This window comes from Lacipirellulaceae bacterium (genome assembly GCA_040218535.1).
Taxonomy (GTDB): domain Bacteria; phylum Planctomycetota; class Planctomycetia; order Pirellulales; family Lacipirellulaceae; genus Adhaeretor.
The window spans coordinates 1,483,227-1,508,324 of record JAVJRG010000012.1; the positions used below are offsets into that span (position 1 = coordinate 1,483,227).

The following is a 25,098-nucleotide window of genomic DNA, read 5'->3' on the forward strand; positions in this document are numbered from 1 at the left end:
TCTGTAACGCTCATCGAATCTCGATAAGGCGTTTTCTGCTTTGGACTTATGGGTATTCTCTGGTCGGTCTTAGGGTTGCCTTTTGCTCAAGGGTCTCGGCGGAGCTAAGCGAGCTATGAGGTCATCTCGACTTGAGGTAGCAAACTCGGAGAACCCATTTTAACGGGGTGGGTGGCCAATAGCTTGTGGGAAGCGCTTATTCGAAGTTTCGGTGCACTGTTAGGCAATTGCACCGCCAAGAGCCAAGTTCCAGTTCAGTTTGCCAATTAAGCTAGCGTTAGTGGCGGTATTGCTATACCCAATTGAGACCAATAGAAAGTAATCGAATCAGGCGAATAAGCGACGTATCCCTTTCCCTTCCCATCTCTCAATGCCTCACGCTAGCGACTTACCCATTTGCTCAAGTTGCGGTCGAGTCAATGATCGATCTGGGTATTCATGTAGTAATTGCACTACGCCTCTCGAGCAATTCGAAGCAGTTGAGGCGAATGAGCCAGTGGCTAGCAAGCTTGTTGAGCAAGTCTCCGCAGTAAACATCATTGCAAGGGAATCTGAGGATGACTTACAGGAAGATGAAGCAACTTTGTTAATGCTCATCTATGCGTGGATCAATTATGGCCTTCTAGCTTTGGTTGGACTCCTCGCGTTCCTTTCCTGCTTAAGTTTAGGATCTGATCCTGACCTGCTGGAGTTCTTGATGTTTGGGTTTTGCGGCCTCGCTTGCTTAGGCTTCTCGATCTTCAAACTGATTAAATCTACGAAGAGGTATCTGGAGCGATAAGCCGACCAACGTTCGTATTCGACTAAAACAACTTATCGCGAAAACTGCTCCCTTTCCGCTTGAATAGTCAGAAAAATTTCCAGTCCGTCCCAGCGCAACCAATCGATTTCATTGGAAGCAGGATCCTGAGCGGTTGAACCATTTGAACAAAGAGTGACTCACAAGATGAGCTGTTGAGCAACTCCCTGGTGCAGTTCCACGCGGAGCGTGGAGGTACTGTAAAACCACGCTCCGCGTGGTTGGATTTGCGGAAAACATTTGCACCGCGTTAGCCGGTTCAGTACTTTCCAGGTATGGCTAAAGAAGATTCCCGACTAGTTCGGTTCAATTCCTTTGATCCCCAAGCTGAAGTAGACAGATCGGCTAGGAATCTCCCGCATTGGTTTCAAACTGGCGTAGCCACTTTTCTTACCTTCCGCACTGCTGACTCCATGCCCAAACAAGTTGTGGATGCTTGGCAAAAGGAACTTAGGACTTGGCTTGCCCAGCAGGATTTCGAGCTTGCGATCGCTGAGCGGCCAGAATGGGAGAGTGCGATTCCGTTGCGTCTTCGAAAGCAGTATCGAAAGCTCAAGCGACAAGGTTGGCTGAACCGGCTTGACGAGTGTCACGGTGATTGTGTCTTGCGGCAGCCGGAACTCTCGATGCTTGTGGCAAAGACATTGTTGCACTTCGAGGGAGACCGCTACGATACTGACTGTTTAGTGGTTATGCCCAATCACGTGCACTTGATCGTGCAATTTCGGTCAGGGACATCACTTGCGAAGCAGACGAGGAGTTGGCTGCAATACTCTGCTAGAGAGGTTAATCAACGATTAGGTCGCCAGGGTAAGTTCTGGCAAAGCGAGCCTTTTGATCATTTGATTCGCAGTGAGGAGCAGTTTCATTACTTGCGTAGATATATCGCCGAGAATCCGGAAAAGGCAGGGCTTGGTGTGGGGGAATACTTGTATTGGAATCGAGTTGAGGGGTTTCAGTAAAACCACGCTCCGCGTGGTTAGAATACAGTTTCACATTGTATTCTTAGGAAGGTTTCAGCCTCAAATGGGACTTGGAATCTGTTCCAAGGCATATCCACGCGGAGCGTGGATTTACTGATTGCTCACCGGCTCCACCGCTTCATCAACCTTCACCTTCGCCGCAGTCACGGCTTTAGGAGACGCCTGAAGGCTCACCAGGGGTTCACCGAGTTCTTTTTGCAGCAGGTCGACTAAGTGCTGTTCGCGGGCGTGGGTGTCGATGACTTTGCCTTGGCGGTCTAAGAGAATCGCGAACGGGATGCCCGTGATGCCGAACTCGACGGCGCGAGGGTCACTCCAGCCGCGGCGGGTTTTGTCGAAACTGTAGAGCGTTTTCCAGGGGAGCTGCTTCTGGGCGATGAACTTCTGGGCCAGCTTTGGCTTGTCGTCGAGGTTGACGCCGATCACTTCGAAGCCTTTGTCATGATACGCTTCGTACAGCCGGGCGACGTTGGGTAGCTCTGCACGGCAGGGGGCGCACCAGGTCGCCCAGAAGTCGACCAGCACGACTTTGCCCTCGTATTTGCTCCAGTCGAGCTTCTTGCCCTCGGGCTCTTCTTCACTGAGGGTACGGCCGGAGAGTTTGATCGTCTGGCCGAGCAGATTCATGCGACGACCGATGCCGGCGAGCACTTTGGCTTGCTCTTTGATTTCCGCTGTCGTTTCGTCTTGGCTGTTCTTCGCTTTCGCGAAATGCGGCAACATCGCTTGGATGAACTGCTTGGCCAGATCCTCATCCCCCGATTCGGCGAGGAAGTCGGCCACTTTGATGGAACCCATCACGTAGTTCGGGGCGGGGTCTCGGGAGAGGACGTATTTCTGAATACGTGCGGTCGTCTGTTCACGTTCTTTCGGGTCGAGCATCGGCCAGCGGGCGAAGGCGTTGCTGACGTAGAACTTCAAACCGACGTCGGAGACCGTGCGGTCAGGATTGGCGAGTGTCGTTTCGATAGCTTTCTCGAAGCGTTCCTTCGACTTTGGCTTCGACGGATTCACCAGCGTGTTGAATCCGGTGAGGCGGTGGAAATGTAGCTCAGCGAGCTGCTCACCCTGCGGCTTCGATTCAAGAGCCGCGTCGGCGGCGGCGATGACGCTGCGAGCGATCTTCTGCTGGTGGGCCAACTGCTGCCGTTGGTTCCCTGCGGGGGGCTGCCGGCGATAGAGCTGCTGGATGAACTCGAGTTGGGCCTTCAGGTCGCCCGCGGGCGCGGGGAAGATGTCTTGTTCAGCGGGTTCCTTCGCTTGCGTTTCGAGAGCAATAAGGGCAAGGATTGCGAAGACGCAAAAGGCGGGACGCGACATGAGTGGGGGACTCGGGAGGGAAGTTGATGGAGGCGGCTGAGGGCCGAACGAGTCATTATCTCATGGAGGCGAATTGTCGCAAGTCGCTGGAGGGGCGTTCGCTAGCAGAGGCCAACGAAAAAACCCCCAGCTTGCGCTGGGGGCTAGGTGTGAGTCGATGTGTTCTGACCGAGGTTTTGGTGCGTTTGCGCTCGAAGTCTTAGCGTTTAGCTTTCGCTGTCTTCTTTGTCTTGCGCATCCTTCTTAGCGACCGGTTCACCCAAGAGTTTCTTGAGCATCATTGGCAGGTTGCGACCGCGGGCGTTCATGTGGACGACCTTGCCTTCCTTGTCGATCAAGATCGCCGTCGGAATGCCGTTGATGCCGTAGTAGCGTGCCATGGGGTTGTTCCAGCCGCGGTCGGCTTCGTTGGCGGGGAAGAGCGTTCTCCAGGTGATCCCTTCTTCCTTGATGTAGCGCTGGGCGTCTTCGGCGGTGTCGTCGAGGGAGATGCCGAGGATTTCAAAACCTTTGTCGTGATAGCCGGAGTACATTTCCTTCATGCTGGGGATTTCGCCACGGCACGGGCCGCACCAGGTGGCCCAGAAATCCACGAGTACGACTTTGCCCCGATACGATTTCCAATCGAGCTTCTTCCCGTTGAGGTATGTGCCGAAGACTTCCATCTCGTTGCCGGGAAGTTCCATGCGGCGGAGTGTGCCTTCGAGGCCGGCGAGTTGGTCTTGGATCTGAGGGTCTTCGCTCTTCTTCATCAAGTCGACCGCTCCGCGGAGGACGATGCGAGCATACTTGGGGTCGATTCCCTCGAGCGACTCGCTGGTCATCTGCAGGAGCTGGGCGTGCATCGGACGGAAGCCTGACTTGCCCATCTCGGTGAGCAGATTCTTCACGAAACCTTGACGGTCTTTCTCCTCGAGTTCTTCCCAGTTTTCCAACTTGCTGACGATGGTGAATTGCCAGCCGAGGTTGGCGACCGCATCGTTCTTACTTGCCCGTGCTTTGGCAGTTTCTTTTTCGAGACGCTTGAAGGCAGCCTTATCGCCCATGGTCGAGAGCCGGTCGAGCGAAATCAGCAGGACGCGATGTCCAAGCGCGGTTTGCTGATCAGTGGTTTCGAGTTTCAGCATCGCGTCGGCCGCATCTCGCATCGTCTCCGTAAGTTTCGTGGCGAATGCTTTCGTGTCTTCGCCTTCTTCGGGACGAAGTTGGCTGAGCGACTGCATGAATTCCAAGATAGCACCGGCATCACCCTTGGGGATTTCAAAAGGATCGGTCTGTTCTTTCTCGTCGGTGGCTTCGGTAGCTTCCGATTCTGCCGTGGCGGAATCTTGGGCGACGAGTTTTGGGATCGCTACGGTGAAGACGCAAGCGAGGGGAATGAGGGCAAGCCAAGTGCGGTGAAGTGAGGTGTTCATGAATGGAGCTTTCGGTGTTTCGATTCTTATCAAGAGAATCGAGATGAAATCAGATAGACTCTAGCCGGCGAGCTACGCCTCGCCCGGGAATGTTCGGGTGACTCAATAGCATAGTGAGCGACTTAACGCACCGCAAATTATGGGGGCAAAGCAATCTCAGGGCTGTGAAATATCCTACGAAACCAGCACTGTCGAAGTTCGATTCGGCTTTGTCGCTTAGTCGACCTGATGGAATTCAGCGATGATTTTCCATGCTTCTTCGGGCGAGTCCGCGTAGTGGAGTAAGTCGAGATGCTCGTCGGCGATGACGCCTTCGTCGGCGAATTGTTGGAAATTGATCAGCCCGTTCCAGTAGTCCGTGCCGTAGAGGATGATCGGGATCTCCTGCATGCGGCCTGTTTGGCGAAGGGTGAGCGTATTGAAAAGCTCGTCGAGTGTGCCGAAGCCTCCAGGGAAGACGACCAGTGCCGCAGCGCGAAGGATGAAATGGAACTTCCGCATCGCAAAGTAGGAGAACTGGAAGCAGAGTTCCGGCGTGATATAGGGGTTGGGTTCCTGCTCGTGCGGCAGTTCGATATTCAGGCCGACGCTCTTGCCGCCGACTTCAAACGCACCACGGTTGGCCGCTTCCATGATGCCGGGGCCGCCACCGGTGGTAATGACGAAGTCGCACTTGCCGTCCTTCTGGCAGGATGAGGAAACGATCTTTGCGAACTCGCGGGCCTCTTCATAGAAGTGGCTCTTAGCGAGCACCGCTTCGGCGCGTTCAATTTCACGGAGGATGCGGGGATCGTCAGGACGCTTATCTAAGTGGCGTTTTGCACCGGCCAGTCGCGCCTCGGCCTGTTCGTGTGGAACGACTTGCGTTCCGCCGAACACGACGACCGTTGTGGCGACGTTGTTCTCGCGGAGTAGGGTCTCAGCCTTTTGCAGTTCAAGCTGCATCCGGATGGGACGCTGTTCGCTGCGACCGAGGAAATCGATATCCATTTCGGGCAAGCGGTAGCTCAGCGACTCAAGAATCGCCCGCCGATTCTTGGCGACCGCTTCATCAAGGTCGAGTCGACTGGGGGGATGGATGGAATCTTCAGAAGTGCCGCCGGTGGAAGCGACGGGACGTTGTTTGCTGCGTTTTTCGGACATGGAGATAGTTTTCAGTTGTCAGTGTTCAGTTTTCAGTAGCACTAGTGCTAGACCAACTCATGGGTTTCGCCCAGTTCGGGGCAGGTGACTTCCCAGCCGCGGTCTTCGCGGAGGGTGTCGGCGAAGGCGTCCATACTGTCGGGCTCGCCGTGGGTGAGGAAGGTTTGTTTGGGCTGCGAGAGGTCTTTCAGCCAACGGAGTAAATCTTTGCGATCGGCATGGCCGCTCAGACCGGGGACCTTCTCAATCGCGGCACTCACGGGGATATCGAGCCCGTGGATGCGGAGCGTTTCTGCCCCTTCCTCGAGCTTACGACCGCGGGTTCCAATCGCTTGATAGCCGCCCATGACGATCGTCGTTTTGGGATCGGAGAGGCGGCGCTTCAAGTGGTGAACGATCCGCCCGCCGGTCATCATGCCACTCGACGCAATGATGATCGCTCCACCGTTGATGTTGTTCAGCGCTTTCGATTCATCCGCACTGCGACACAAGTGAACGGCTGGGCCGCCGAGCACCGGACGATCGCCGCAAAGCTCGCCTTCGCTGAGGTCGTGGTCCTCGTTGTGTTCGCGATAGATCTCCGTTGCGTTGCAGGACATCGGGCTGTCGAGATAGATCGGCAGATCGGGGATTTTGTTTTCGCACTTCAACAATTGCAGAAGATAGATGAGCTGTTGTGCACGACCGACCGCGAACGAAGCCATCAGCATCACACCGCCACGGTCAATCGAGCGGTTCACGACTTCGGCGAGCGCTTCGGGCAGATCGTTCTCCGGGTGATCGCGATTGCCGTAAGTGCTTTCGCAGATCAGATAGTCGCACTCAGGAGGCGGTGTTGGATCGTGGTAGAGCGGACCGTCGTAACGCCCGACGTCGCCTGAGAAGAGAATTCGTTTCGGTTCCTTGTCTTCGTGCCGAATTTCAACTTCGATCATGTTCGAGCCGAGCAGATGACCGGCGTCGTGGAACTTTGCCCAAATCGGTCCAGCAACGTTCGTCCATTTGAGCCGCTCGGTTTCGCGAATGAGCTTGACGGTCTCCAACGCGTCCTTACCTTCGTACAGGGGCAGGGCCGGTTTGTGTTTGGAGTAACCCTTTTTATTGGCGTAGTAAGCGTCGTACTCTTGGATTTTGGCCGAGTCGAGCATGATGATCTCGGCGAGCTTGGCGGTGCCCGGCGTGCAGTAGACGCGGCCGTTGTAGCCCTCTTTCACGACGCGGGGCAGGTAGCCGACGTGATCGAGGTGGGCATGCGTGAGCAGCACGGCATCCAGCTCGCCCGCTTTGAAGGGCGTGCCGGCCCAATTGAGCTCGCGCAGTTTCTTGACGCCTTGGAACATGCCGCAGTCGATGAGAACACGTGCGCCGTCGGCTTCGAGCAGGTATTTAGAACCGGTAACCGTCTGGGCGGCACCGTAGAAAGTCAGGTTGGCCATAGGGAGTTTATTGAGATTTGGCTCTGAGAAGTCGTTCAATCGAGTGCAATAGCATAGCCGGTTTGGCGGAGAGAATGAACAGAGGTTGTGAAACGAACTCCGCTGCGAACCGAGGGCTTGCGCCGACGGCTACTTTCTCCAGGTGATTCATCCTTAGCCGTGGGCGCAAGCCCTCGGTTAGTATCGGAGAACATATCATAAAATCCCGTGCAGCGGCTCACCCTTCGCTGCAAGCTGATCCACGCGTCGCGTGATTTGGGGGTCCTCGACCAACGGGGGAGCGTGATGTGGTTTAATGCGAGCGTCGAAGACGAGTGCTCCGGCGCATCCCCAGTGCTTGTTGACCGTGTTCGACGCGATGCCGTAGAGGTCGCTGGCCGGATTGGTACGGGTGAAGATCGTCCAGAGGAAGTTGCGGAGCGATTTGCTGACAAACTGGGTGTCGTCAACGACGACGATCCAGCGAAACTTGTTGATCGGGTCGGACTCGGAGTAGCTGTCAACGAATGCTTGCATCTGAGCGCGGGTCTCGTCACGAGTCGCCTGCCGCGCTTGCGTGGCCGCTTCGTAGTCGAACGAGGGGGCAGGACACGCGGGGCCTTCAACAGCAAGCACACCAGGCAGCGCAACCCTCGGGTTCCGAAAAGGAGCCGTCAGGCGTAAGCCGTCGGGTATTTCCGTCGCCAGCTCGTGTCGAGCAGGACCAACCGCAGCCATGACGACTTTCGAGCCAGAGTTAAAGCCATCACCGGAATAGTCAAGCGTGTCAATCGTCGTCGCGGTTTGGAAATGCAAATCACGTCGCCAATCAGCGCGTGCCAACAGGTGACGCAGGAAGGCTCCTTCGTCATGCAAGTCAAGTTGCGGATCGTCCGCTTGGTTGGCGATCAAGAGGAACTTCGCGAGCGAGAGTTGTCCTTGTCCGAGTATCGCGTGCGCCTGGGTGAGCAGTTCTTGCGGTGCTGGATTGTTTGGTTCGCCAGTGGCGGTCATCGGCATGTATCTTTCGCTTCCCATTGCGAGCAGCAGCGGATGCACACCTGCGGCATCGACAGCATGAACGCCGTGGACACCAGGAAGAACGGTAGGGATCAGCGGGCCGGTCATCTCGTGAATGAGTTGTCCAAAGATCGTATCTTCCTGCGGTGGACGACCAACGACGGTGAACGGCCAAATTGCGTCGTTGCGATGGTAGACGTGTTCGACCTTCATCACCGGGAAAGGATGCTGCAGGCTGTAGTAACCCAAGTGATCGCCAAAGGGTCCCTCGGGGAGCATCCGCTCAGGGTCGATGGTGCCAGTGATGCAGAAGTCGCACTCGGCATAAATCGCCGGGTGCTCGCCACGACGGATCATTCGTGAGCGACGACGATTGAGCGCTCCAGCAAAAGTCAGCTCGCTCATCCCCTCGGGCAGCGGCATGACGGCTGCGAGTGGCAAAGAAGGTGGTCCGCCTACGAAGATGTTCACGCGGAACGGTTTGCCAGTTTGTATCGCCGCTTGGTGATGGACACCGATGCTGCGATGAATCTGATAGTGCAGGCCGAGTTCTTGGTCAGGCTCGTACTGATTGCCGGCGATTTGGACGCGGTACATACCCAAGTTCGAGTTGTGCAAGTTCGGCTTGCGTGGGTCCTCAGAATAAACCGCCGGGAGCGTCACAAACGGCCCGCCATCCTCGGGCCAGCTTTGCAGTTGGGGAAGATTCGAGAGCGTTGTTTCGTTCTGCAAAATCGGCCCGGAGCGAACGTACTTCGGCAACATCGAGAGCGCGTAGAACGGAAGCTTCCAGTACTTCCAAGGCTTTTGCATTGCTGCGGGCGGATCAGCCTTCACTTCCACGAGCTGGCTGACCGCGGCGAGCCCGTCGCGAAAGATGTAGCGGGCGCGCTCGATGGTGCCGAACAAATTGCTCACCATCGGGAACTGGCAGCCGGTGACATTCGTGAAGAGCAGGGCAGGACCGCCTGCGGCAAACACGCGGCGCTGGATTTCTGCGGCCTCCAAATGGGCATCGATGGGAGCGTCGACGCGGACCAACTCGCCCTGCCCCTCGAGGTCAGTGACGCATTGGCGGAGGCTGCGGTATCCCATCGGTGATTCTTCGCTAATGCTTGCAGGTTAGTAGGATGGGGCAGTGTCGCACTTTTGAACCGCCGGTTGTCCTTAGAAATAACGTCTCATTCGTTTGCTGCACCACGCGGAGCGTGGTGTTACTGTAACTCCACGCTCCGCGTGGAGAAACTCCCTTTGGGCTTTCTTCACGGGTGTGTTCAGGCGACAATGGAGAGCTTGCCTTGAGTACCAGAGCCCCTAGCAAGCGCCGGGGGCAAGTTTCTCGTTTCGCTTCCTACAGTTATCGCATGTCCACCGCCTCGCCTCAGACTGGTTCTTCCTCTTCGAAGCCGCGCCCCAAGGGTGCGGTCGATCCGCAGCTTGTGCGGAATTTTTCGATCGTTGCTCATATCGACCACGGCAAGAGCACCCTTGCTGACCGGCTGCTCGAAGTGACGGGGACCGTGAGCAAGCGGGAGATGAAAGAGCAGTTGCTTGACGACATGGAACTCGAACGGCAACGAGGCATCACGATCAAGTCGCGTGCCGTTTCCATGAAGTACGAGCACGAAGGGAAAGAGTACGAGCTGAATCTCATCGACACGCCGGGGCACGTGGACTTTCAGTACGAAGTGTCGCGGTCACTCTCGTGTTGCGAAGGCGCGGTGCTGCTGGTGGATGCGTTCCAGGGTGTCGAGGCACAAACGGTCGCCAACGCCTACAACGCAATTGAGCACGACCTGGAAATCGTCCCCGTGATGAACAAGATCGACCTACATCACGCGCGGCCTGACGAAGTGAAGCAGGAAATGGAGCAGACCCTCGGGATTGACCCTGATGAGGTGCTCGGTTGCAGTGCGAAGACGGGGCTCAAATGTGATGAAGTGCTGGCCGCGGTGATCGAACGCGTGCCTCCGCCAACTGGCGACCCGAATGCACCGTTGCAAGCGATGGTGTTCGACAGCGTTTACGATGAGTTCCGTGGGGCGATCATCTACGTGCGGCTGATGAATGGCGTGGTGCGCAAAGGGCAGAAGATTCAGTTCCTGCAAGCCGGCACGACGCACGAGATCGTCGAACTGGGACAGCTCTCACCCCGTCGTGTCCAACGCGAAATGCTTTCCGCTGGACAGGTGGGGTATCTGGTTTGCAACATCAAGTCGCTCGGCCAGATACACATCGGTGATACGGTGACGGTCGCCAGTGGCGAACAGGCAAAACCGCTCGCCGGATACGAAGAGCCGAAGCGGATGGTTTTCTGCGGGCTTTACCCTTCTGATGGCCAAGACTTCGAGCAACTACGTGAAGCACTCGGTAAGTTGCAAATCAACGATCCTAGTTTCGAGTTCGAGCCGGAAACCTCAGACGCCCTCGGCTTTGGTTTCCGCTGCGGTTTTCTCGGCCTTTTACATATGGAAATCGTCCAGCAGCGTTTGGAGCAAGAGGCGGACATCGATTTGGTCCAAACCGCTCCGAACGTCACCTATCGCATCCAAACCAAGGATGGGACTTGGGAGGAAGTCCATACGCCCACGCGCGTCCCTGACGTCGGCGACATCGAGGAGTTCCAACAGCCCATCGTCCGGGTGAGTTTCGTTGTGCCCGAAGAGTATGTCGGCGGCATCATGAAGCTGTGTGCGGATCGTCGGGGAATCTTCGTGCGGCAAGAGTACTTGTCTCCCACACGGGTCATGTTGGTTTACGACATTGCCCTGGCCGAAGTCGTTTACGACATGCACGATAAGCTGAAAAGTACGACCCGCGGCTACGGCACGATGGATTACGAGCTACGCGGCTACGAGACGGGCGAACTGGTACGGCTTGATATTCTGGTCAAGAACGAACGCGTCGATGCTCTCTCAATCGTCTGCGACCGCCGTGATGCCGACACCCGCGGTCGTGCGGTGATCAAGAAGCTGAAGAAAGAGATCCCCCGTCACATGTTCGAGGTCGCCCTGCAAGCGGCCATCGGCACCCGCATCATCGCCCGCGAGACGATCAGCGCGATGCGTAAGAACGTGACTGCCAAATGCTACGGTGGCGATATTAGCCGGAAACGCAAGCTTTGGGAAAAGCAGAAGGAAGGCAAGAAGCGAATGAAGTCGATCGGCTCGGTCGACATTCCGCAGAAAGCGTTCCTGGCAGTGTTGGAGACGGGGGAGGAGGAGAAGAAGTGAGTGGGCAGCACTTCTTGCGACGTTGTAGCCCACATCCTCTTAGTCTACGACTATCTCGTTGGATTATTCAAGCTGAGAGGTCCGTATCAGGTCGTTGAGTAATCTATTAAACTTTGCGTAGTTAGGCTTCCTTAATTTCTTCTTCAGATCGTACGAGATCAAGGGCGAGAGACTGTGGGAGAGAAGCAAGAGGCAAAACCCAATCGACTGAAGCACTATGTTTTCTGGGCGGCAGTCGGCTTCGGCGTCGTCATGGCGCTGACATCCTTTTTGCCTCTATTGCCGGTCAATTGGTGGTGGGTTCGCATCGGGGACTTCCCGCGGTTGCAACTTCTCATCGGCTCTTTAATCGCGATGGGTATGTTGGCTCCTTTTTGGCGACGTCGGTTCACGAAGTCGCTCATGCTGCTGTTGCTTCTGGGTGTGGGAATCCAAGTCTATTGGATTTCGCCCTATCTGCCCTGGGCACCTGTCGAGGTGGAAGACGCCAAGTCGCAAGACAAATCTACGCACGTGCGGATTCTTGCCGCAAACGTACTGCAAGAGAACGATCAGGCAGACGCCTTGCTCGAGTTGATTACCGAGGTCGATCCGGACGTGATCACCTTATGTGAAGTGAACCAGCGTTGGATAGATGATCTCTCAGCATTGGAAAAAGACTACCCTCACTTCCTCAAGCATCCCCAGGACAACACGTACGGCATCGCCATCTACTCAAGGCTACCGCTCATTGATCCCCAAGTGCGGACGCTTGTGAAAGAAACGATCCCCTCGATCGATACCCGTGCGAGGCTTCCCTCAGGCCATGAGGTGCGAGTTTTCGTCGTCCATCCAAATCCGCCCCGCCCTGGCGAATCAACCGCAAAGCGGGATGCTGAACTGATTCTTGTGGGACGTGAAATCGAGGAGGATGCGAGTGCGATCGTAATGGGCGACCTCAACGATGTTGGCTGGTCACGAACCACGAACCTCTTTCAAGAAGTGAGCGATTTGATTGACCCCAGAAAAGGGCGTGGCCTCTATCCCACCTACAATGCCAAGTCGATGATTTGGCGTTACCCACTCGACTACTGCTTTCATTCAGATGATTTTCGCCTCGTGCAGATGGAAACACTTCGTGATATCGGCTCCGACCATTTCCCACTCTACGTGGAACTGAGCCACGAGCCGGATGCCCGTGATGAACAGGCCGCTCCGCATTTGGACCAGGGCGACCAAGAGGACGCTGAGCAGGCTGTCGAAACGGCTAAAGAAGAAGGCCACAATGTTGAGGATTCTGAGTGAACTCAAGCGTCGCCTAGTTCTCAATTTTCTATTGTAATTAGAGACTCGTACACATCCTCAGCTGAATCGAAAACCGGTGGGGCTAAGTCCAGTGAGTACGACGCTGCTGGCAGCCGGGGCAGTTTGAATTCGAGCTGCGAGCTTGCCCCAGGTAGCAGCCAACGACCGAACCCGGCAGCGGCTTGCCATTTTCTTCCTTGAGAATCTACAAGCGTGAGTTGCGTTTGGAGCAGAGCGTGTCGAGTCCCCTCATTCTTAGTAGGAACCAGGAGGATGGTATTCTCGTTGGTTTGCAAGTAGTGAGCTGATCCGAACTGAATGCGGGCCACGGAGCTTTCATCGGCGATCAGACCCACTGGCAATTCGACACGTCCTCCCTGAACTGTTTCTGTTGGAACGACTTCGGCGACGAGTTTGCCGTAGCGGTTATCTTGAACGTTCGTGCCACCGCGGTAAGCGACCAGCACGTTACGTTTCCTCCCGGGAGCGAGCGTAAATTGCTGAGGCCGGATCATGAGCCACGCGTCGGCGTCCGGGGCCGACAACTGAACCGTGACGGCTTGTGGACCGCGGTTATGGAATTGCAGCGGCACACGCCGCCGCCCGCCGCGTAAAGTCGACAGCTCAATTTGCCGTGGCGAGACTTCTAACGAGCGAACGACTTCCGCCACGAGCGATCGCTGGGCGGGAAAATCGTTCTCACCGACGGTCAGCGGAAAGCGTTGCTCGGTCGCCTGAGCTCCTGTCCCTTTTCGCTGCACCGCCAGTTGGTATTTGCCGGGGAACAAGGGTGCGGGAACGGGGGCGACGACCTGTACCTTGCTGCCGGTTAGCAAATGCACCTGACGGCGGGTTTTCTCGGGCTGGTTCTGACGCACGGACATGTACATCGGAAACGGCGTGGTGACGGGCTCGCCCTCGGCATTGAGGACCCGCCCCAGGATCTCCGTATGGACGCTACCGCTGCGGGTGGCGTCGAGCTGACAACTTGCCCAGGCGCTTCCCTCGCGATCAAGGAGTTTCCCATCGCGGATCGCCAAATCGGTACTCGCAGCCCCCTGACGGCAGTTGGCTTCCAATCGCAAAAGGTAGCGCGTGACGAAACGCACACGACCTCCCACGCGATCGCTCGACTGGCCGTTTTCGGCTTCTAAGGCAGCCCCGGAATCAGTCACCAATAAACCCGCCATGAAGAAGTCGCTCTTGGTGGCGGGTAATTGCCAGGCGCCGCGAACCTCAGTGCTTTCGCCAGCGCGAAGTCGCACGCGCGATTTCGTGAGCAGTCGGATGTCGCCAGTGATGCGTGCTTGGACGTCAGGCAGAATCAGTCCCCGACCGTCTTGTTGGAGACCCACTGGATGGATCATCACGTCGAGCGGCTTGTCGAACGCTTCTAAGGTGATCGAGAAACGCACCTCTTGCCCGGGCCGTGCATTGGCCTGCACGACAAGTGGCGTCATGCGGAAGGAAGGTTTCGGCTGAACCCGCTTCTCGACGCGTGCCCCGGTCGCCTGGCTAATGAGGAGTAAGCTCAGCGTTGTCGCCAAGGTGAAGCGGCAATGCTTCCTCGTTGATTCTGGTGCCAGCATGAGCACAGTCCTTTACGATGCGCGGCGAAATGAAGATCGCCACTTCGACTTTCTGATCCTGCCGTTCCACGCGTTGGAATAACTTTCCGGCTAGCGGGATGCGGCTCAGCACAGGGACGCGGTTATGGACGTTCACTTTCTGGCGTTGGGTCAGTCCGCCGATCACGATCGTGTGACCGTCGAGCACGTGTACCGTGGTCGAAACGCTCCGTCGATTGATCAACGGGAAGCGATCGTCCGAGCCGGCCTGGGTTTCGTCCGCTCGGATGTCCTCGCTCACCTCGGCCCGTTCGATATCGACAACCACGTTGGGTTCTCTCACCCGCGGCACGATGTCGAGCATGATCCCCGAGGACACCTGCTGGACATCCTGCCGATAGAGAAAGTTGTTCGTCTCGGGTTGGACGCTGAAGAACGTATCACGCCCGATGTGAATCCGCGCCTGTTTGCCATCCTGAGCCATCACGCGGGGAGCGGCACGGATTTTCACGTAGCCTTTTTGCTCGAGTGCTTTTAGTAGTGAACTGGTAACGCGGAAGTCGTTCAGACTGTTTGCCGCGGGGGCCCCGAACTTGCCAGCGATGCTCAAGCTGTTGAGTGCGACATCGGCCGATTTCCCGAACACGTGGACGCCACTCTCCATGTTGAAGCCGAAGCGGAAATTCGTCTCGGGCGAATAGACGCAAATGAGCGCTTCGAGAACTACCTGCGGCACCGGTTGGTCGAGCTCTTCCAACTCGCTCAGCACATGTCGAGCTTGTTGCTCGGGTGCCTCAACAATTAACCAACCTCCTTGGGGGGAGATGCGAACGAACTTCTGGTAACGCTTTGGGAGCGTCTTGGCGAGTTCCTCGGGGTCGCGGTGATAGGCGGAAAAGCGAAAGCGCTCGGCGATCTCGGGAAACAGTGCAGAATCGGGATCGGGCACGCCGACGTAGACCGTTTCGCCCACATTCCGGAAGACGAACCCCAGCGGATGAAGCACCTGAACGAGCGACTCCTCGAAGGTACGCTCTTCTATGTTCGCTGAGACCGTGCCGCGGACTTGATCATCCACGATCAGTCGCACACCGGCTTGCGTGGCCAAGGATTGCAACGCTTCGCGAACGTCCGTTTCAATGAAGGTGTCGCTGACTAGCGAGCTTTCCGGCAGTGGCAGAGGTTCCGCGTTGTTGTCTGCTTCGGTGGGGATTGGCTGTTCGAGCGGACTCGAATTCGCCCAGTGTGCGGCTTGCTCGACTCTGGGGATGCTGGGGAACCATGACTCTGGATTTCGATCGTTCGCACTGGCGATCCGTTCGACTCGGGGCAATCGCTGCGAGGCGATCGCGATGGCGGATGGCTCACTGACGGTTCCTTCGACACGCGTGGAGAAATCTTCTGGGAACTGAAACGCCGTTCGCTCGCCTCCACCGGGCCAGTTCTTGTCTTCGATTTCGTCCGCCGTGGCAACTTCTGTGGCGGTTGCCCGTTCGGTCAGAGCCAGCGGAGTCGGCCTCGTCGCAGAGCACCCGAGGCAACACAGGTGCGCGCTGAGCAGGCAGGTTGCCAGCCGAAGAATCGCGTTGTGTTGGTTGGGTGTGGACATAGCATTGTCGAGAGCAGACTACCACTTCGGCAGTTGCTGTGTTCGCTCAGTTCTGAGAAGACTTGGGATAAGTTACGAGAGCAGGTATTCAATGAGGTCGAATCGTAAGGTCGTTATTCGATGTCAATCTGGAGATGCTATTTGCAGTTGCTATTTTGCCGTGATCGTGGCGGTGATTGTTGCGCAGTAGTCGCCTGGGATCAGTGTGCTTTCGTCACCTGTGATGAAGGAGATCACCAAGGCAAGGGTTGCATTGCCGGGACCGGTTGACTCTGCGACGACGGTGGCGGTTTCGTCGGGGATTAAGTTGCCGAAGTCGGTCTGGTCAGTCGCCGCTGTCACCGCCCAAGCAGCGGCAGGGTCCGTCGTCAGCACGGCCAGCGAGAGGCCGATGTCACGCTTTTCCAGTGGCAGTGTCTGATGAACCATCGCCGTAGTGGTCTCGAAGGTGCAAGTGGCACCATCCACGTCGTTGGAGATGACGGTCATCACGGCAGGTGCGAATTCTTTGATGCCGCTCAACCCATCATGCGTGAGAGGCACGGTCGCCACCGGAGCGATTACCGACAAGGCGGTTCCTACGGTGACGCAGAACTCAGTCGTTGCCGTTGTGTCCGCGCGCAGTGTATTCGTTGGCCAAACGCTTACAGCGGCAACAATTAGAAAACCGATAGCACGAGAATTCCTGAGCATGAGTTCCCCTCCCTGGGTCTCATTCATTTGGGCAATCAATCGACTAGAAATGCAGGTGCGAGCGCTGCCCCAGCACTCGCACCCGCTTCGCTCCTTCAAGGCTGGCACTGCCAGCCTTTCTGGGTGTTGCGATTTTGTTAGTATCGTAATGATTTCCCCCACGAATTGAGGGAAGGCTTAGTGAGTCAGTCACAGCAGCCTTGCGTAAAAGCGCGAGAAGTTCGTATACCCCTTAAAGACTAGGGGGTTGCGGACAAACGCCGCAAAGAAATTTTTTGCTCGAACCAAGTGAATACCCTAAAGGCGATGGAAAGCGACTGGGTGCTAACCACCAGAGTAGGGTTTGATCGCTGCGGTTTGCCCACCTAGGCTGCTTGGTTGCGAGCTTCGGCCCTCGGCACAGCTAAGATATCAAAGTGCTTTTCGGCGGTGAGTTTTTCTCGCGAGATGCTTGCACCTTGAGGACTCTCTCCACCTTCGTAGCGGAACACTTCAAAGCCATTATCTGCTAGCAAGTCGAAGAGTTCGCGACGTTCGCTAGCAAGCAACTTACGGAAGACTTCGGTCCGGATCACGGGCCGGGTGTCCAGCAGAATGGGCAGAATGGATTTGAGGATTGCGCAGTCGTAGCCTTCGGCATCGACTTTCACGTAGGCGAGTTTGGGAAGCCAGCCGGCGAACTCGTCACGCAGCAGATTCGCGAGAATCCGACCTTTGACTTTCAGCGCGTGCTTACGACGAAACAACGGCCAACGCTGCTGCGAGCGGAATCCACCGTTACAGAACGAGGCGTCGCTGTAGTGGAACACGAAGTTGCCATCATGCTCAGTCGCCGCCAGGCATTGTGGAACGATATGGGTCTTGTCGAGGTTCAGGCCCGCGTTCTCCTTAAGGATCTCGAAGACGTAAGGATTTGGCTCTAAAGCCAGCACACAGCCCTGCTTTCCCGCCGCCAGGGCCATCGGGACGGTCGTATCCCCCGTGTGGGCACCAATGTCGATGGCAAAGTCTCCGGGGCGGATGAACTGCTTGAGGCCATCGATCTCGCTCTGGTCGATCGACTTGGTGGTCTCGTAAGGGTGGAGCCACTGGGCGTAGTCGACGCTTCCCTCTTGGGGCAATTCGAACGTGGAGACTTGGCTGCCCCATTGAGCAAAGGGGACTTTTTCGCGACGTTTGAAGAGTCTGGAAAGCGACATGGTCGAACCTCAGGGAAAAACGAAATCGAAACTCTAGCCACGGTCGTACCGACCGACGGTTGCGCGGCAAAGAACACTACCAGACCAAAAGTTCGGATGCACGAGAGGTTTCCCCAGTGCTAGCTTCCACTGGGCCTCTTCTTCTTGCGATTTGATCGGCACAATAGGCCGCTCTCCGACCGTTTGTGGCCCTTTGCCCTGCTAGGGTAAGATGAAGGCATGAGTGCTAGCGAACTCTCTCTGGAAACCACGAGTAGCCCCTATTGGGTGGCGGCTCGCTGGGTGCTACGCCTCGGAGTTTGCCTGCAGGCAATTGGGCTGGCTCAGTGGTGGATCAACTACGAACAACTACCGTTGGATGAATGGCTGTGGGTCGGCGAGGAAGGCGGGGGATTGGGCTGGAGCGAGACCGAAGCACTCGCCTTGCAGAAGCAGCTCGGATGGTTGGCACTTGTCTGCGGATTGCTCAGCTTGGTACGACCTTGCCTGTTGGTTACGGGTCCGTTGGTTTTGCTTGAAGGGCTTTTGCTCTTTGCGATGCTGAAGACCAACTACGGCTACTCACTAGAGCGCAACTGGGTCGCCCCGCATGTTGAACGTTGGTTTCCGCTGGGAGGTCATGCCGCACGAGTCGTCGCTCCACTGGGGCTGATTCTTATTGACCCGTTTTGGGGCTTCTGGCGGAAAGGGACGAACTTGTCCCCGAAAAGCATTCGTGCTTTTTCGGGGATGCAGCTCATGCGTATGGCGATCGCTTGTACGTTCGCCATTCACGGCATGGAAGCGCTTCAGCTGAAAGGCACCTTTCTAGACCTGTTGATCGGGACCTCGCAGCGTTGGTTCGGTTGGGACATGTCCCAGATTGTGGCGGAGCAAATCCTGACGATCGTCGGCTATGTTGACTTGGCCGTTGCGGGCGGCTGCTTGATGGTACGGTCGCGGCTCGTCTGTGGGTGGTTGGCGGTTTGGGGATTCGTGACTGCATTGAGTCGGATCACTGCAGGGGGCTTGGAGAATCACTGGCACGAAACCCTGTGGCGTGCCTCACACTTTTGTATCCCGATAGCTCTCGGGCTGTATTGGCATATTCTCAGAAAGAAGTAAGAAGGTCGTATGATCGAGTACAAGAACGTTAGAAACTTTACTTTCGGCGCTCGCTCGCTGGCCTGCCTAGTCGCTGGCTTATGCTTCGCCGCAATGCTTGTGTCCGTGCAGGGCGCTCAAGGTGATGTTACCGAAGCATCGGCAGCCCCTCAACAGTGGCGCTGCGTTTGGACCTCGGACCCAAGCACCACCGCTCTGATTAGTTGGAATACCAACAACGCTGGACAGGTCCATCAGGTTCATTACCGTAGGGTTGATGGAAACGGGGCGGCCGAATGGAGCGTGCAAGAATCGCATCGCGACGGCCAGTATTCTAGCAAGGCGGTTGAACTGTTTTACCATCACGTTCGTCTGACGGGGCTTGCTCCTGACACAACCTACGAGCTTTCGATGGAAAGCGACGGAGAGAAGTCTCCCACGTTCCATTTCAAAACGGCACCTGCAGAGGATAAGCCCCTGGCGGTGATTTTCGGCGCGGATTCGCGTTCCGGCTTGAAGGAGCGACGGCGGATGAACGCGATGCTCTCACGCATGCTTGCCGAGTCGCAAACGGAAGACAAAACACCGATCATCGCGTTTTCGCACGGAGGTGACTTTGTCGTTAATGGGAACGATCTTAAGCAATGGTCCCGGTGGATGAGTGATTATGAGCTGACCACGACCGACAAAGGTCAACTTCTGCCAATCATTCCCACACGAGGCAATCACGACCACGGGCCTTTGTTTAACGAGGTTTTCGACTTTCCCAAGGGCGACAAGAACTATTATGCCATAGACGTTGGGCCGCAGATTCGCTGGGTGATCCTCAACACGGAAACGAGCGTCGCCGGCAATCAAGCGAAGTGGTTGCGTGAGGAATTGGCTGCCTCACGGCCTAAGTATCGGTGGATCGTTCCGCAGTACCACCGCCCGGCTTTTCCAGCGGTAAAAGCACCGGGACGCGCGCTGATCCACTGGGTTCCGCTATTCGAGAAATACAACGTCGACTTGGTTTGCGAAGGGGACGGTCACAACATCAAACGAACGCCGCCAATTCGTAACAACCGCATCGATCCAACGGGAGTTGTTTATATCGGCGAGGGGGGGCTAGGCGTCGGGCAGCGCACGCCGAAACTCGACCTTTGGTACTTGCGTCCCCCGCAGGCGAAAGCGGGGCAAGGTCACCACGTCCAACTGCTTTCCTTCGACGAAGAGTCGATCACCTATCGAGTCGTGCTGTTGGATGAGGGTGAAGGCAGCAAGATTTTTGATGAGCATCGTCTGGCTGCGCGGAAGCCTGATGCAAAAAAGGAGAAATAGCAGCAGACTATGCATAGTCCCCTTCCATATAGGGCTATTCGCTACGCAGTGGGAGTCCTTACTCTCTCGCTGATCCTCCGCACTTGGGTCGCAATGGGGCTCGTCGAACCGGTCACGGTTTCTGGCACTTCGATGGAACCGGCCGTGCCAGAGGGGAGTCGGCTTGTTATTGATCGAGCGGTCTTGCTGCAGACCTTGGACCGCTGGCAGGTCATCGTGTTGCGATCTCCCGTCGATGGCCAGCTTGCGGTGAAACGAGTCGTCGGGCTGCCGGGTGAGCGGATCGATCTGCGAGAGGGCAAGTTGATCGTGAATGGGAAGATCGAGCATCATCCGCTCTCGAAAAAGCGAACCTGGCACAGACGAGTCGGGGACCAGCCTCCAGAGGTCTACTACACACCACGCGCGGCGGGGCAGCCTTTGCGACCCGGTCCCTGGGAGTTAAGCGAAACCGAAATCTTCGTTCTGGGTGACAATAGCCCCGTTTCGATTGACAGTCGCCTGTGGGGGCCTGTTCCGGCACGTCTGGTGCTAGGGGTGCCCCTCGGCGTTCGCTAGCTGGTTTTCTTCTCGCTTCCCCGCCAAGATTTGCGTGTATTCTTCGAAGTACCCTTTCGCGTACAATTGTCGGGAATCATCGCGAGTTTCGCAAATCCAGGCTTAGTCATCCATGAGCAAGAAGAGCAAGAAACAGCCCTCCGCCAAGAAATCTCCGGCTAAGAAAGAGCCTAAGCCGATCGAGGAGCAGCCCAAGCCGGGCGGTTTTCACGCCTTTCGCGAGAGCTTGGAGTCAGTCGTGATCGCCTTCGTGCTGGCCTTTCTATTTCGCACGTTCGAGGCCGAAGCTTTTCAGATTCCGACTGGGTCAATGTCACCTGCTCTACTGGGCCGTCATAAGGACGTGAACTGCTCGGAATGTGGGTATCGGTTTCGGATCACTGATAGCGAGGAAGAGAGCGACCAGGTCTTGGAGGCGATTGAGTTCCTTAATTCGGGACGCTTAATGAACAAGCGAGATCGCGAGAGATTAATCGCTGGTGTTCAAGGTGCCGAAGTCTTGGGCGGCGTTTGCCCGATGTGTCGTCACGCGATGCCAGTTCGACCGAAGTCGCTTTCAGGCCGTCCCGATTTCCCAACGCAATTGGAAGATCAGGTAACTCTCGAAGGCGTCGAAGCGGCACCTTCCTACAATGGCGATCGAATCCTCGTCAACAAGTATGGCTTTACGTTCAACGACCCTGAGCGTTGGGATGTGGTCGTCTTTAAGTACCCCGGCAATGCGGGGATGAACTACATCAAACGCTTGGTTGGCTTGCCGGGTGAGAGGCTCCAGGTTTATCAGGGCGATCTCTTCGCGCGTCCTCTGGATGGAAGTGCCGAATACAAAATACAGCGCAAACCGCCCTCGAAAGTGCTGGCGATGTTGCAGCCGGTTCACGACACCGACTTTGAATCCAGTACAGCTTATGAGGCCGGTTGGCCGCTGCGGTGGGCGGCAACAACGCCTCAGGGGTGGGAGGTTACGGCGGAGCCCGGTGAACAGACGGTGGCAACGAGTTTTCAGATCGATCATTCGGGCGACGCGGATGAAACTGCGTGGCTGCGTTATCGGCACTTAGTGCCCGATGCTGCTGACTGGCAAGCGATTCGCGACATCAAGCGTGAGGGGCAAATTGAAGGCGGTAACCAAAGTGTCGAAGCTTGGTTAGAAACCATCGGCCCGGAACTCGTCACGGACTTCAATCCCTACAACGCTAAGTTAAGCCGGAAAGATATTCGGGATAACGACTACACCTGGGAGGCGACAGCAGCTAACCAAGGACTGCAGTGGGTTAGCGACCTCGCGGTACGCTGCGAAGTCGAAGTGAAAGCAGCGCAAGGGAGCCTGCTGTTAGATCTGGTCGAAGCAGGGAAGCACTTTCGGGCGAAGATCGATCTCAGTACAGGGGCCGTCGAGTTTGGGATTGTCGACGGTGAGACTGGGAAGAAGCTCGACTTCGAAGCCAAAGCTCAAACGCCAGTCAATTCGACTGGTAGCTACACCTTGCTATTTGCCAACGTGGATGACCAGTTGCTGCTCTGGGTCGATGGCGAACTCGTTGAGATCACGGATTCAACTTATGACCCCGAGGAACTTTTCGGCGAGCGAAAACGGCTGATTCCTTGGGCGTCTTCCGAAGAGAGCGGCGATCAAGGAGATCTTGCCCCTGTTGGGATCGGAGCAGCAGGAGCGCAGTTAAAGATCAGCCGTATTGAGGTCTTGCGGGACATCTACTACTTGGCGTCAGAGTATCCGCTGAATTCGCTAGAAGATTACGGTTCGATTTCAAACTCGGAAGTGATTGAAGGTCGTAGGCTGCCTCAGCTTGGTAGCCACCGGGAACTGTTTTCTGAACCCAAGAATTGGTTCCGGTTTCTCGAACGCCGCAGGGTTTCGTTTCCCGTTGATGAAGAACAGTTCTTCGTTATGGGTGATAACAGCCCGTTCAGTCAGGACGCTCGACTTTGGAAGGGCGGATCGCGCAGCGGTGATAGCGTCCCTGGCGGAGCTTACCTCGACCGCAGGCTTCTGATCGGCAAGGCGGTTTGCGTTTTCTGGCCGCACTCATGGGGTTCGATACCAGGGCTACGCAAATTGCCAGGCTTTCCAAACTTCAGCGATATGAGGTTGGTGCGGTAGGAGCTTTTCGCTATTACCCATCTGTGTCATTCCGACGGGAGGCTCGCCGATCGAGGAATCTGGCCTGGACTCGAGTTCGTACCGGATTCCTCGGTCGCTGACGCTCGGTCGGAATGACATGATGGCTAACGACTCACTGCTAACCGCTAAAAACTCAACCCATGTCGCTCCTCAGAGTTTCCGGTCTCGTTAAAAACTACGGTCGCCGTCGTGTGGTGGACGGCGTGGACTTCCATGTCGAGTCAGGCGAGATCGTCGGGCTGTTGGGACCTAATGGTGCTGGCAAAACGACCACCTTCCGCATGACCTGCGGCATGGCGGAGCCCGATGCGGGGACCGTGAAGCTGGGCGGGCAGGATGTCACCGACTGGCCGATGTATGCACGGGCTCGCGACGGTGGCATGGGCTACTTGGCGCAGGAGTCGAGCGTCTTCCGGAAACTCTCCGTGCAGAACAATCTGTTGGGCGTCATGGAGATGCTCGGCATGAATCGCAAGACCCGTCGTCAGCGGTGCGAGGAGCTGCTTGAACAGTTTGGCATCACGAAGCTCCGCAAAAGCAAAGCGATGTCGCTGTCGGGAGGCGAACGCCGTCGCCTTGAAATTGCTCGCTGTTTGGTTTCCGATCCGAAGATCATTCTCCTCGATGAGCCTTTCACTGGAATCGACCCGGTAACGATCGCTAGTATCCAGAACATCATTCGTGACTTGCGGAAACGTGGCATTTCGATCTTGATCACCGATCACCAAGTACGCGAAACGCTCGAAATCACTGATCGCAGCTACGTGATACGAGCTGGACAAGTTCTTTGCCACGGCACGCCGAATGAAGTGTTGCAGAACCCTGACGCCCGCAAGTATTACTTCGGCGAAGGCATGGACGTCGGGCTGGGCCAACCTGCTCCGAAGCTCAACACGCCGCACAGTCGCTTGGCGGCGCTACGAGGGCGGCTGACAGGCAAGAATGTGTCCGATGATGCCGCTTAGTCTGAGGCAGCTTTTTCGATAGGAACAAGGGCAGGCGAGCTGCCCATGCCACCCCTCGGTTGTTGAATGCAAGAGTTGCCTACGTTTGCGAAACTTCTAGCTGATCAGAATTCGCACGCTCGGCAACGACATCGGGAACGAAGTCTTCGATATCGACTTCGGGTTCCTTCTCCGTCGCACCGGCGTTGACGCCGCAGCCGGGGTTCCAAAGGGAGGGGAGCATCGCCCAGGTCGCTTGCCAGTACCGCTCATAAGTTGGGTACTCGACTTCAGGGTTTTCCGCTTGGTGTTCGCCGAGCTTGTCTTCGAGCGTCGTATGAGCAACCCGCGGATGACGGTGATGGGGGCCGTGGATAAAGATGTCGAAGTTCAGGAAGGAGCTGAGCCTGAGTAGCCATTGTCGTGGCAATACCGTCCGCGTGCCGAGCAGTGGATCGTAGCTGGCCATTCCCAGATGCTCCGTGAACTTCCGCCCTGTTTGGCAGAGGGCAGCAAGATACATCGGTAGCAAGATGGCAAACGCATGACGTGGCCATAGTCCTGCGATGGTGGTGAACGTCCAAATGCCGCCCCACACGAAGATGATCGCTAGGTACTCGTTACGAATGGTGCGTCGCAACTCGGGAGATTTGATTTGCGAGTCTTTCTTAAAGAACATCCTGCCGTAGATCACCGGACCAGCGATGACGCCAAGCAGTAGATCGAACCACACAAACACACGGCGGAACGTGAGCGAGGCCTTCGGGTCAGTGTACGGCCAGAGTTCCCAATCGTTGGGTGTATTCAAGTACGCATGATGGCGAATATGGACTTCGCGATACATTGAGTAAGGCGTAAACATCAACGTGCCCAACAGACGCCCGGACCAAATGCTCAAGGGTCGCGAGTGCCAAAGTGTTTGGTGAGCCGCCTCGTGCAGTGCGCTGGTCCAGCAAAACATCATCGACGCGGTGAAGAGCGTCAGAGCGGCCAGCAACCAAGCGTTCTCGCCAGTAAAGCCGCCGTTGACCATAAGGAGATCGACCAGCAGCATGCTGACTCCAGCGAGTGGAATCGACAGCAGCCTGGGAAGCGTGCGTTTCTCGCGCAGGCTCTTCAGTTCATCGCTAGTAAACTCAGTCAGAGCGCTCACGGGAGCGAGTCCTTAGAAACAGACGGTGCAGATTTGGGTCTTGGAAGGTGGATGGAAAGGTTCAGTGCGGCACGATTGCCGTGAGGTCTAAACATCCATGGTGAAAAACTCTGCGCTCCCCAGGCCGTATTGAGCCGACCTTCGCAGAATCTTGTTTTCGGTGGGGGTCAGGATCGTGGCCGGCTTTGTCGCCAAGTCTCGGGGGACAAATCGCCG

At 56.4% G+C, this 25,098-nt stretch carries 18 protein-coding genes; 8 read left to right on the forward strand and 10 right to left on the reverse strand.

Annotated elements, in window-relative coordinates; genetic code table 11:
• Positions 1-1,212: 1,212 nt before the first annotated feature.
• Positions 1,213-1,761, forward strand: a complete 549-nt coding sequence (locus RIB44_19855) for a transposase (protein ID MEQ8618835.1) — start codon at positions 1,213-1,215, stop codon at positions 1,759-1,761.
• 111 nt (positions 1,762-1,872) lie between these two features.
• On the opposite strand, the gene RIB44_19860 is transcribed toward RIB44_19855, so the two are convergent.
• From RIB44_19860 to RIB44_19880, 5 genes are all read right to left on the reverse strand, one after another.
• Positions 1,873-3,102: a TlpA disulfide reductase family protein gene (locus RIB44_19860; protein ID MEQ8618836.1), complete on the reverse strand. Its 1,230-nt coding sequence runs from the start codon at positions 3,100-3,102 to the stop codon at positions 1,873-1,875.
• Positions 3,103-3,308: 206 nt separating this feature from the next.
• Complete coding sequence (locus RIB44_19865) at positions 3,309-4,517, reverse strand: TlpA disulfide reductase family protein (GenBank protein ID MEQ8618837.1); 1,209 nt, start codon at positions 4,515-4,517, stop codon at positions 3,309-3,311.
• Between the two features lie 216 nt (positions 4,518-4,733).
• Positions 4,734-5,660 carry a TIGR00730 family Rossman fold protein gene (locus tag RIB44_19870; GenBank protein MEQ8618838.1) on the reverse strand — a complete coding sequence of 309 codons (927 nt, stop codon included), beginning with the start codon at positions 5,658-5,660 and terminating at the stop codon, positions 4,734-4,736.
• 47 nt (positions 5,661-5,707) lie between these two features.
• Positions 5,708-7,096: an MBL fold metallo-hydrolase gene (locus RIB44_19875; protein MEQ8618839.1), complete on the reverse strand. Its 1,389-nt coding sequence runs from the start codon at positions 7,094-7,096 to the stop codon at positions 5,708-5,710.
• Between the two features lie 195 nt (positions 7,097-7,291).
• Positions 7,292-9,190 (reverse strand): UbiD family decarboxylase, encoded by a 1,899-nt coding sequence (locus RIB44_19880; GenBank protein ID MEQ8618840.1) that lies wholly within the window; start codon positions 9,188-9,190, stop codon positions 7,292-7,294.
• Positions 9,191-9,459: 269 nt separating this feature from the next.
• On the opposite strand from RIB44_19880, the gene lepA reads away from it, so the two are divergent.
• Positions 9,460-11,328 (forward strand): translation elongation factor 4, encoded by a 1,869-nt coding sequence (gene lepA, locus RIB44_19885; protein MEQ8618841.1) that lies wholly within the window; start codon positions 9,460-9,462, stop codon positions 11,326-11,328.
• 174 nt (positions 11,329-11,502) lie between these two features.
• The gene (locus RIB44_19890) at positions 11,503-12,612 is read left to right on the forward strand and encodes an endonuclease/exonuclease/phosphatase family protein (protein MEQ8618842.1); all 1,110 of its coding nucleotides are present in this window, start codon (positions 11,503-11,505) and stop codon (positions 12,610-12,612) included.
• Positions 12,613-12,632: 20 nt separating this feature from the next.
• On the opposite strand, the gene RIB44_19895 is transcribed toward RIB44_19890, so the two are convergent.
• The 4 genes from RIB44_19895 to RIB44_19910 all read right to left on the reverse strand — a co-directional run bounded on the left by RIB44_19895 (position 12,633) and on the right by RIB44_19910 (position 17,681).
• The gene (locus tag RIB44_19895; GenBank protein ID MEQ8618843.1) at positions 12,633-14,201 is read right to left on the reverse strand and encodes a hypothetical protein; all 1,569 of its coding nucleotides are present in this window, start codon (positions 14,199-14,201) and stop codon (positions 12,633-12,635) included.
• Positions 14,128-15,789, reverse strand: a complete 1,662-nt coding sequence (locus tag RIB44_19900) for a type II and III secretion system protein (GenBank protein MEQ8618844.1) — start codon at positions 15,787-15,789, stop codon at positions 14,128-14,130. Before RIB44_19900 ends, RIB44_19895 begins: the two co-directional genes overlap by 74 nt.
• 150 nt (positions 15,790-15,939) lie before the next feature.
• On the reverse strand, positions 15,940-16,482 hold the full coding sequence (locus RIB44_19905; protein MEQ8618845.1) for a hypothetical protein: 543 nt from the start codon (positions 16,480-16,482) through the stop codon (positions 15,940-15,942).
• 365 nt (positions 16,483-16,847) lie between these two features.
• The gene (locus tag RIB44_19910; GenBank protein MEQ8618846.1) at positions 16,848-17,681 is read right to left on the reverse strand and encodes an FkbM family methyltransferase; all 834 of its coding nucleotides are present in this window, start codon (positions 17,679-17,681) and stop codon (positions 16,848-16,850) included.
• A gap of 219 nt (positions 17,682-17,900) precedes the next feature.
• Between RIB44_19910 and RIB44_19915 the strand changes: the two genes are divergently transcribed.
• The 5 genes from RIB44_19915 (at position 17,901) to lptB (ending at position 23,750) form a co-directional block, all read left to right on the forward strand.
• The gene (locus RIB44_19915; protein MEQ8618847.1) at positions 17,901-18,785 is read left to right on the forward strand and encodes a hypothetical protein; all 885 of its coding nucleotides are present in this window, start codon (positions 17,901-17,903) and stop codon (positions 18,783-18,785) included.
• A 9-nt stretch (positions 18,786-18,794) separates the two neighbouring features.
• Positions 18,795-20,084: a metallophosphoesterase family protein gene (locus RIB44_19920; GenBank protein ID MEQ8618848.1), complete on the forward strand. Its 1,290-nt coding sequence runs from the start codon at positions 18,795-18,797 to the stop codon at positions 20,082-20,084.
• A 9-nt stretch (positions 20,085-20,093) separates the two neighbouring features.
• Positions 20,094-20,642, forward strand: coding sequence for a signal peptidase I (gene lepB, locus RIB44_19925; GenBank protein ID MEQ8618849.1), 549 nt, complete (start codon positions 20,094-20,096; stop codon positions 20,640-20,642).
• Between the two features lie 112 nt (positions 20,643-20,754).
• Complete coding sequence (gene lepB / locus RIB44_19930) at positions 20,755-22,764, forward strand: signal peptidase I (GenBank protein MEQ8618850.1); 2,010 nt, start codon at positions 20,755-20,757, stop codon at positions 22,762-22,764.
• A gap of 161 nt (positions 22,765-22,925) precedes the next feature.
• Positions 22,926-23,750, forward strand: coding sequence for an LPS export ABC transporter ATP-binding protein (gene lptB, locus RIB44_19935; GenBank protein MEQ8618851.1), 825 nt, complete (start codon positions 22,926-22,928; stop codon positions 23,748-23,750).
• Between the two features lie 79 nt (positions 23,751-23,829).
• On the opposite strand, the gene RIB44_19940 is transcribed toward lptB, so the two are convergent.
• Complete coding sequence (locus RIB44_19940) at positions 23,830-24,882, reverse strand: fatty acid desaturase (GenBank protein MEQ8618852.1); 1,053 nt, start codon at positions 24,880-24,882, stop codon at positions 23,830-23,832.
• Positions 24,883-25,098 lie beyond the last annotated feature (216 nt).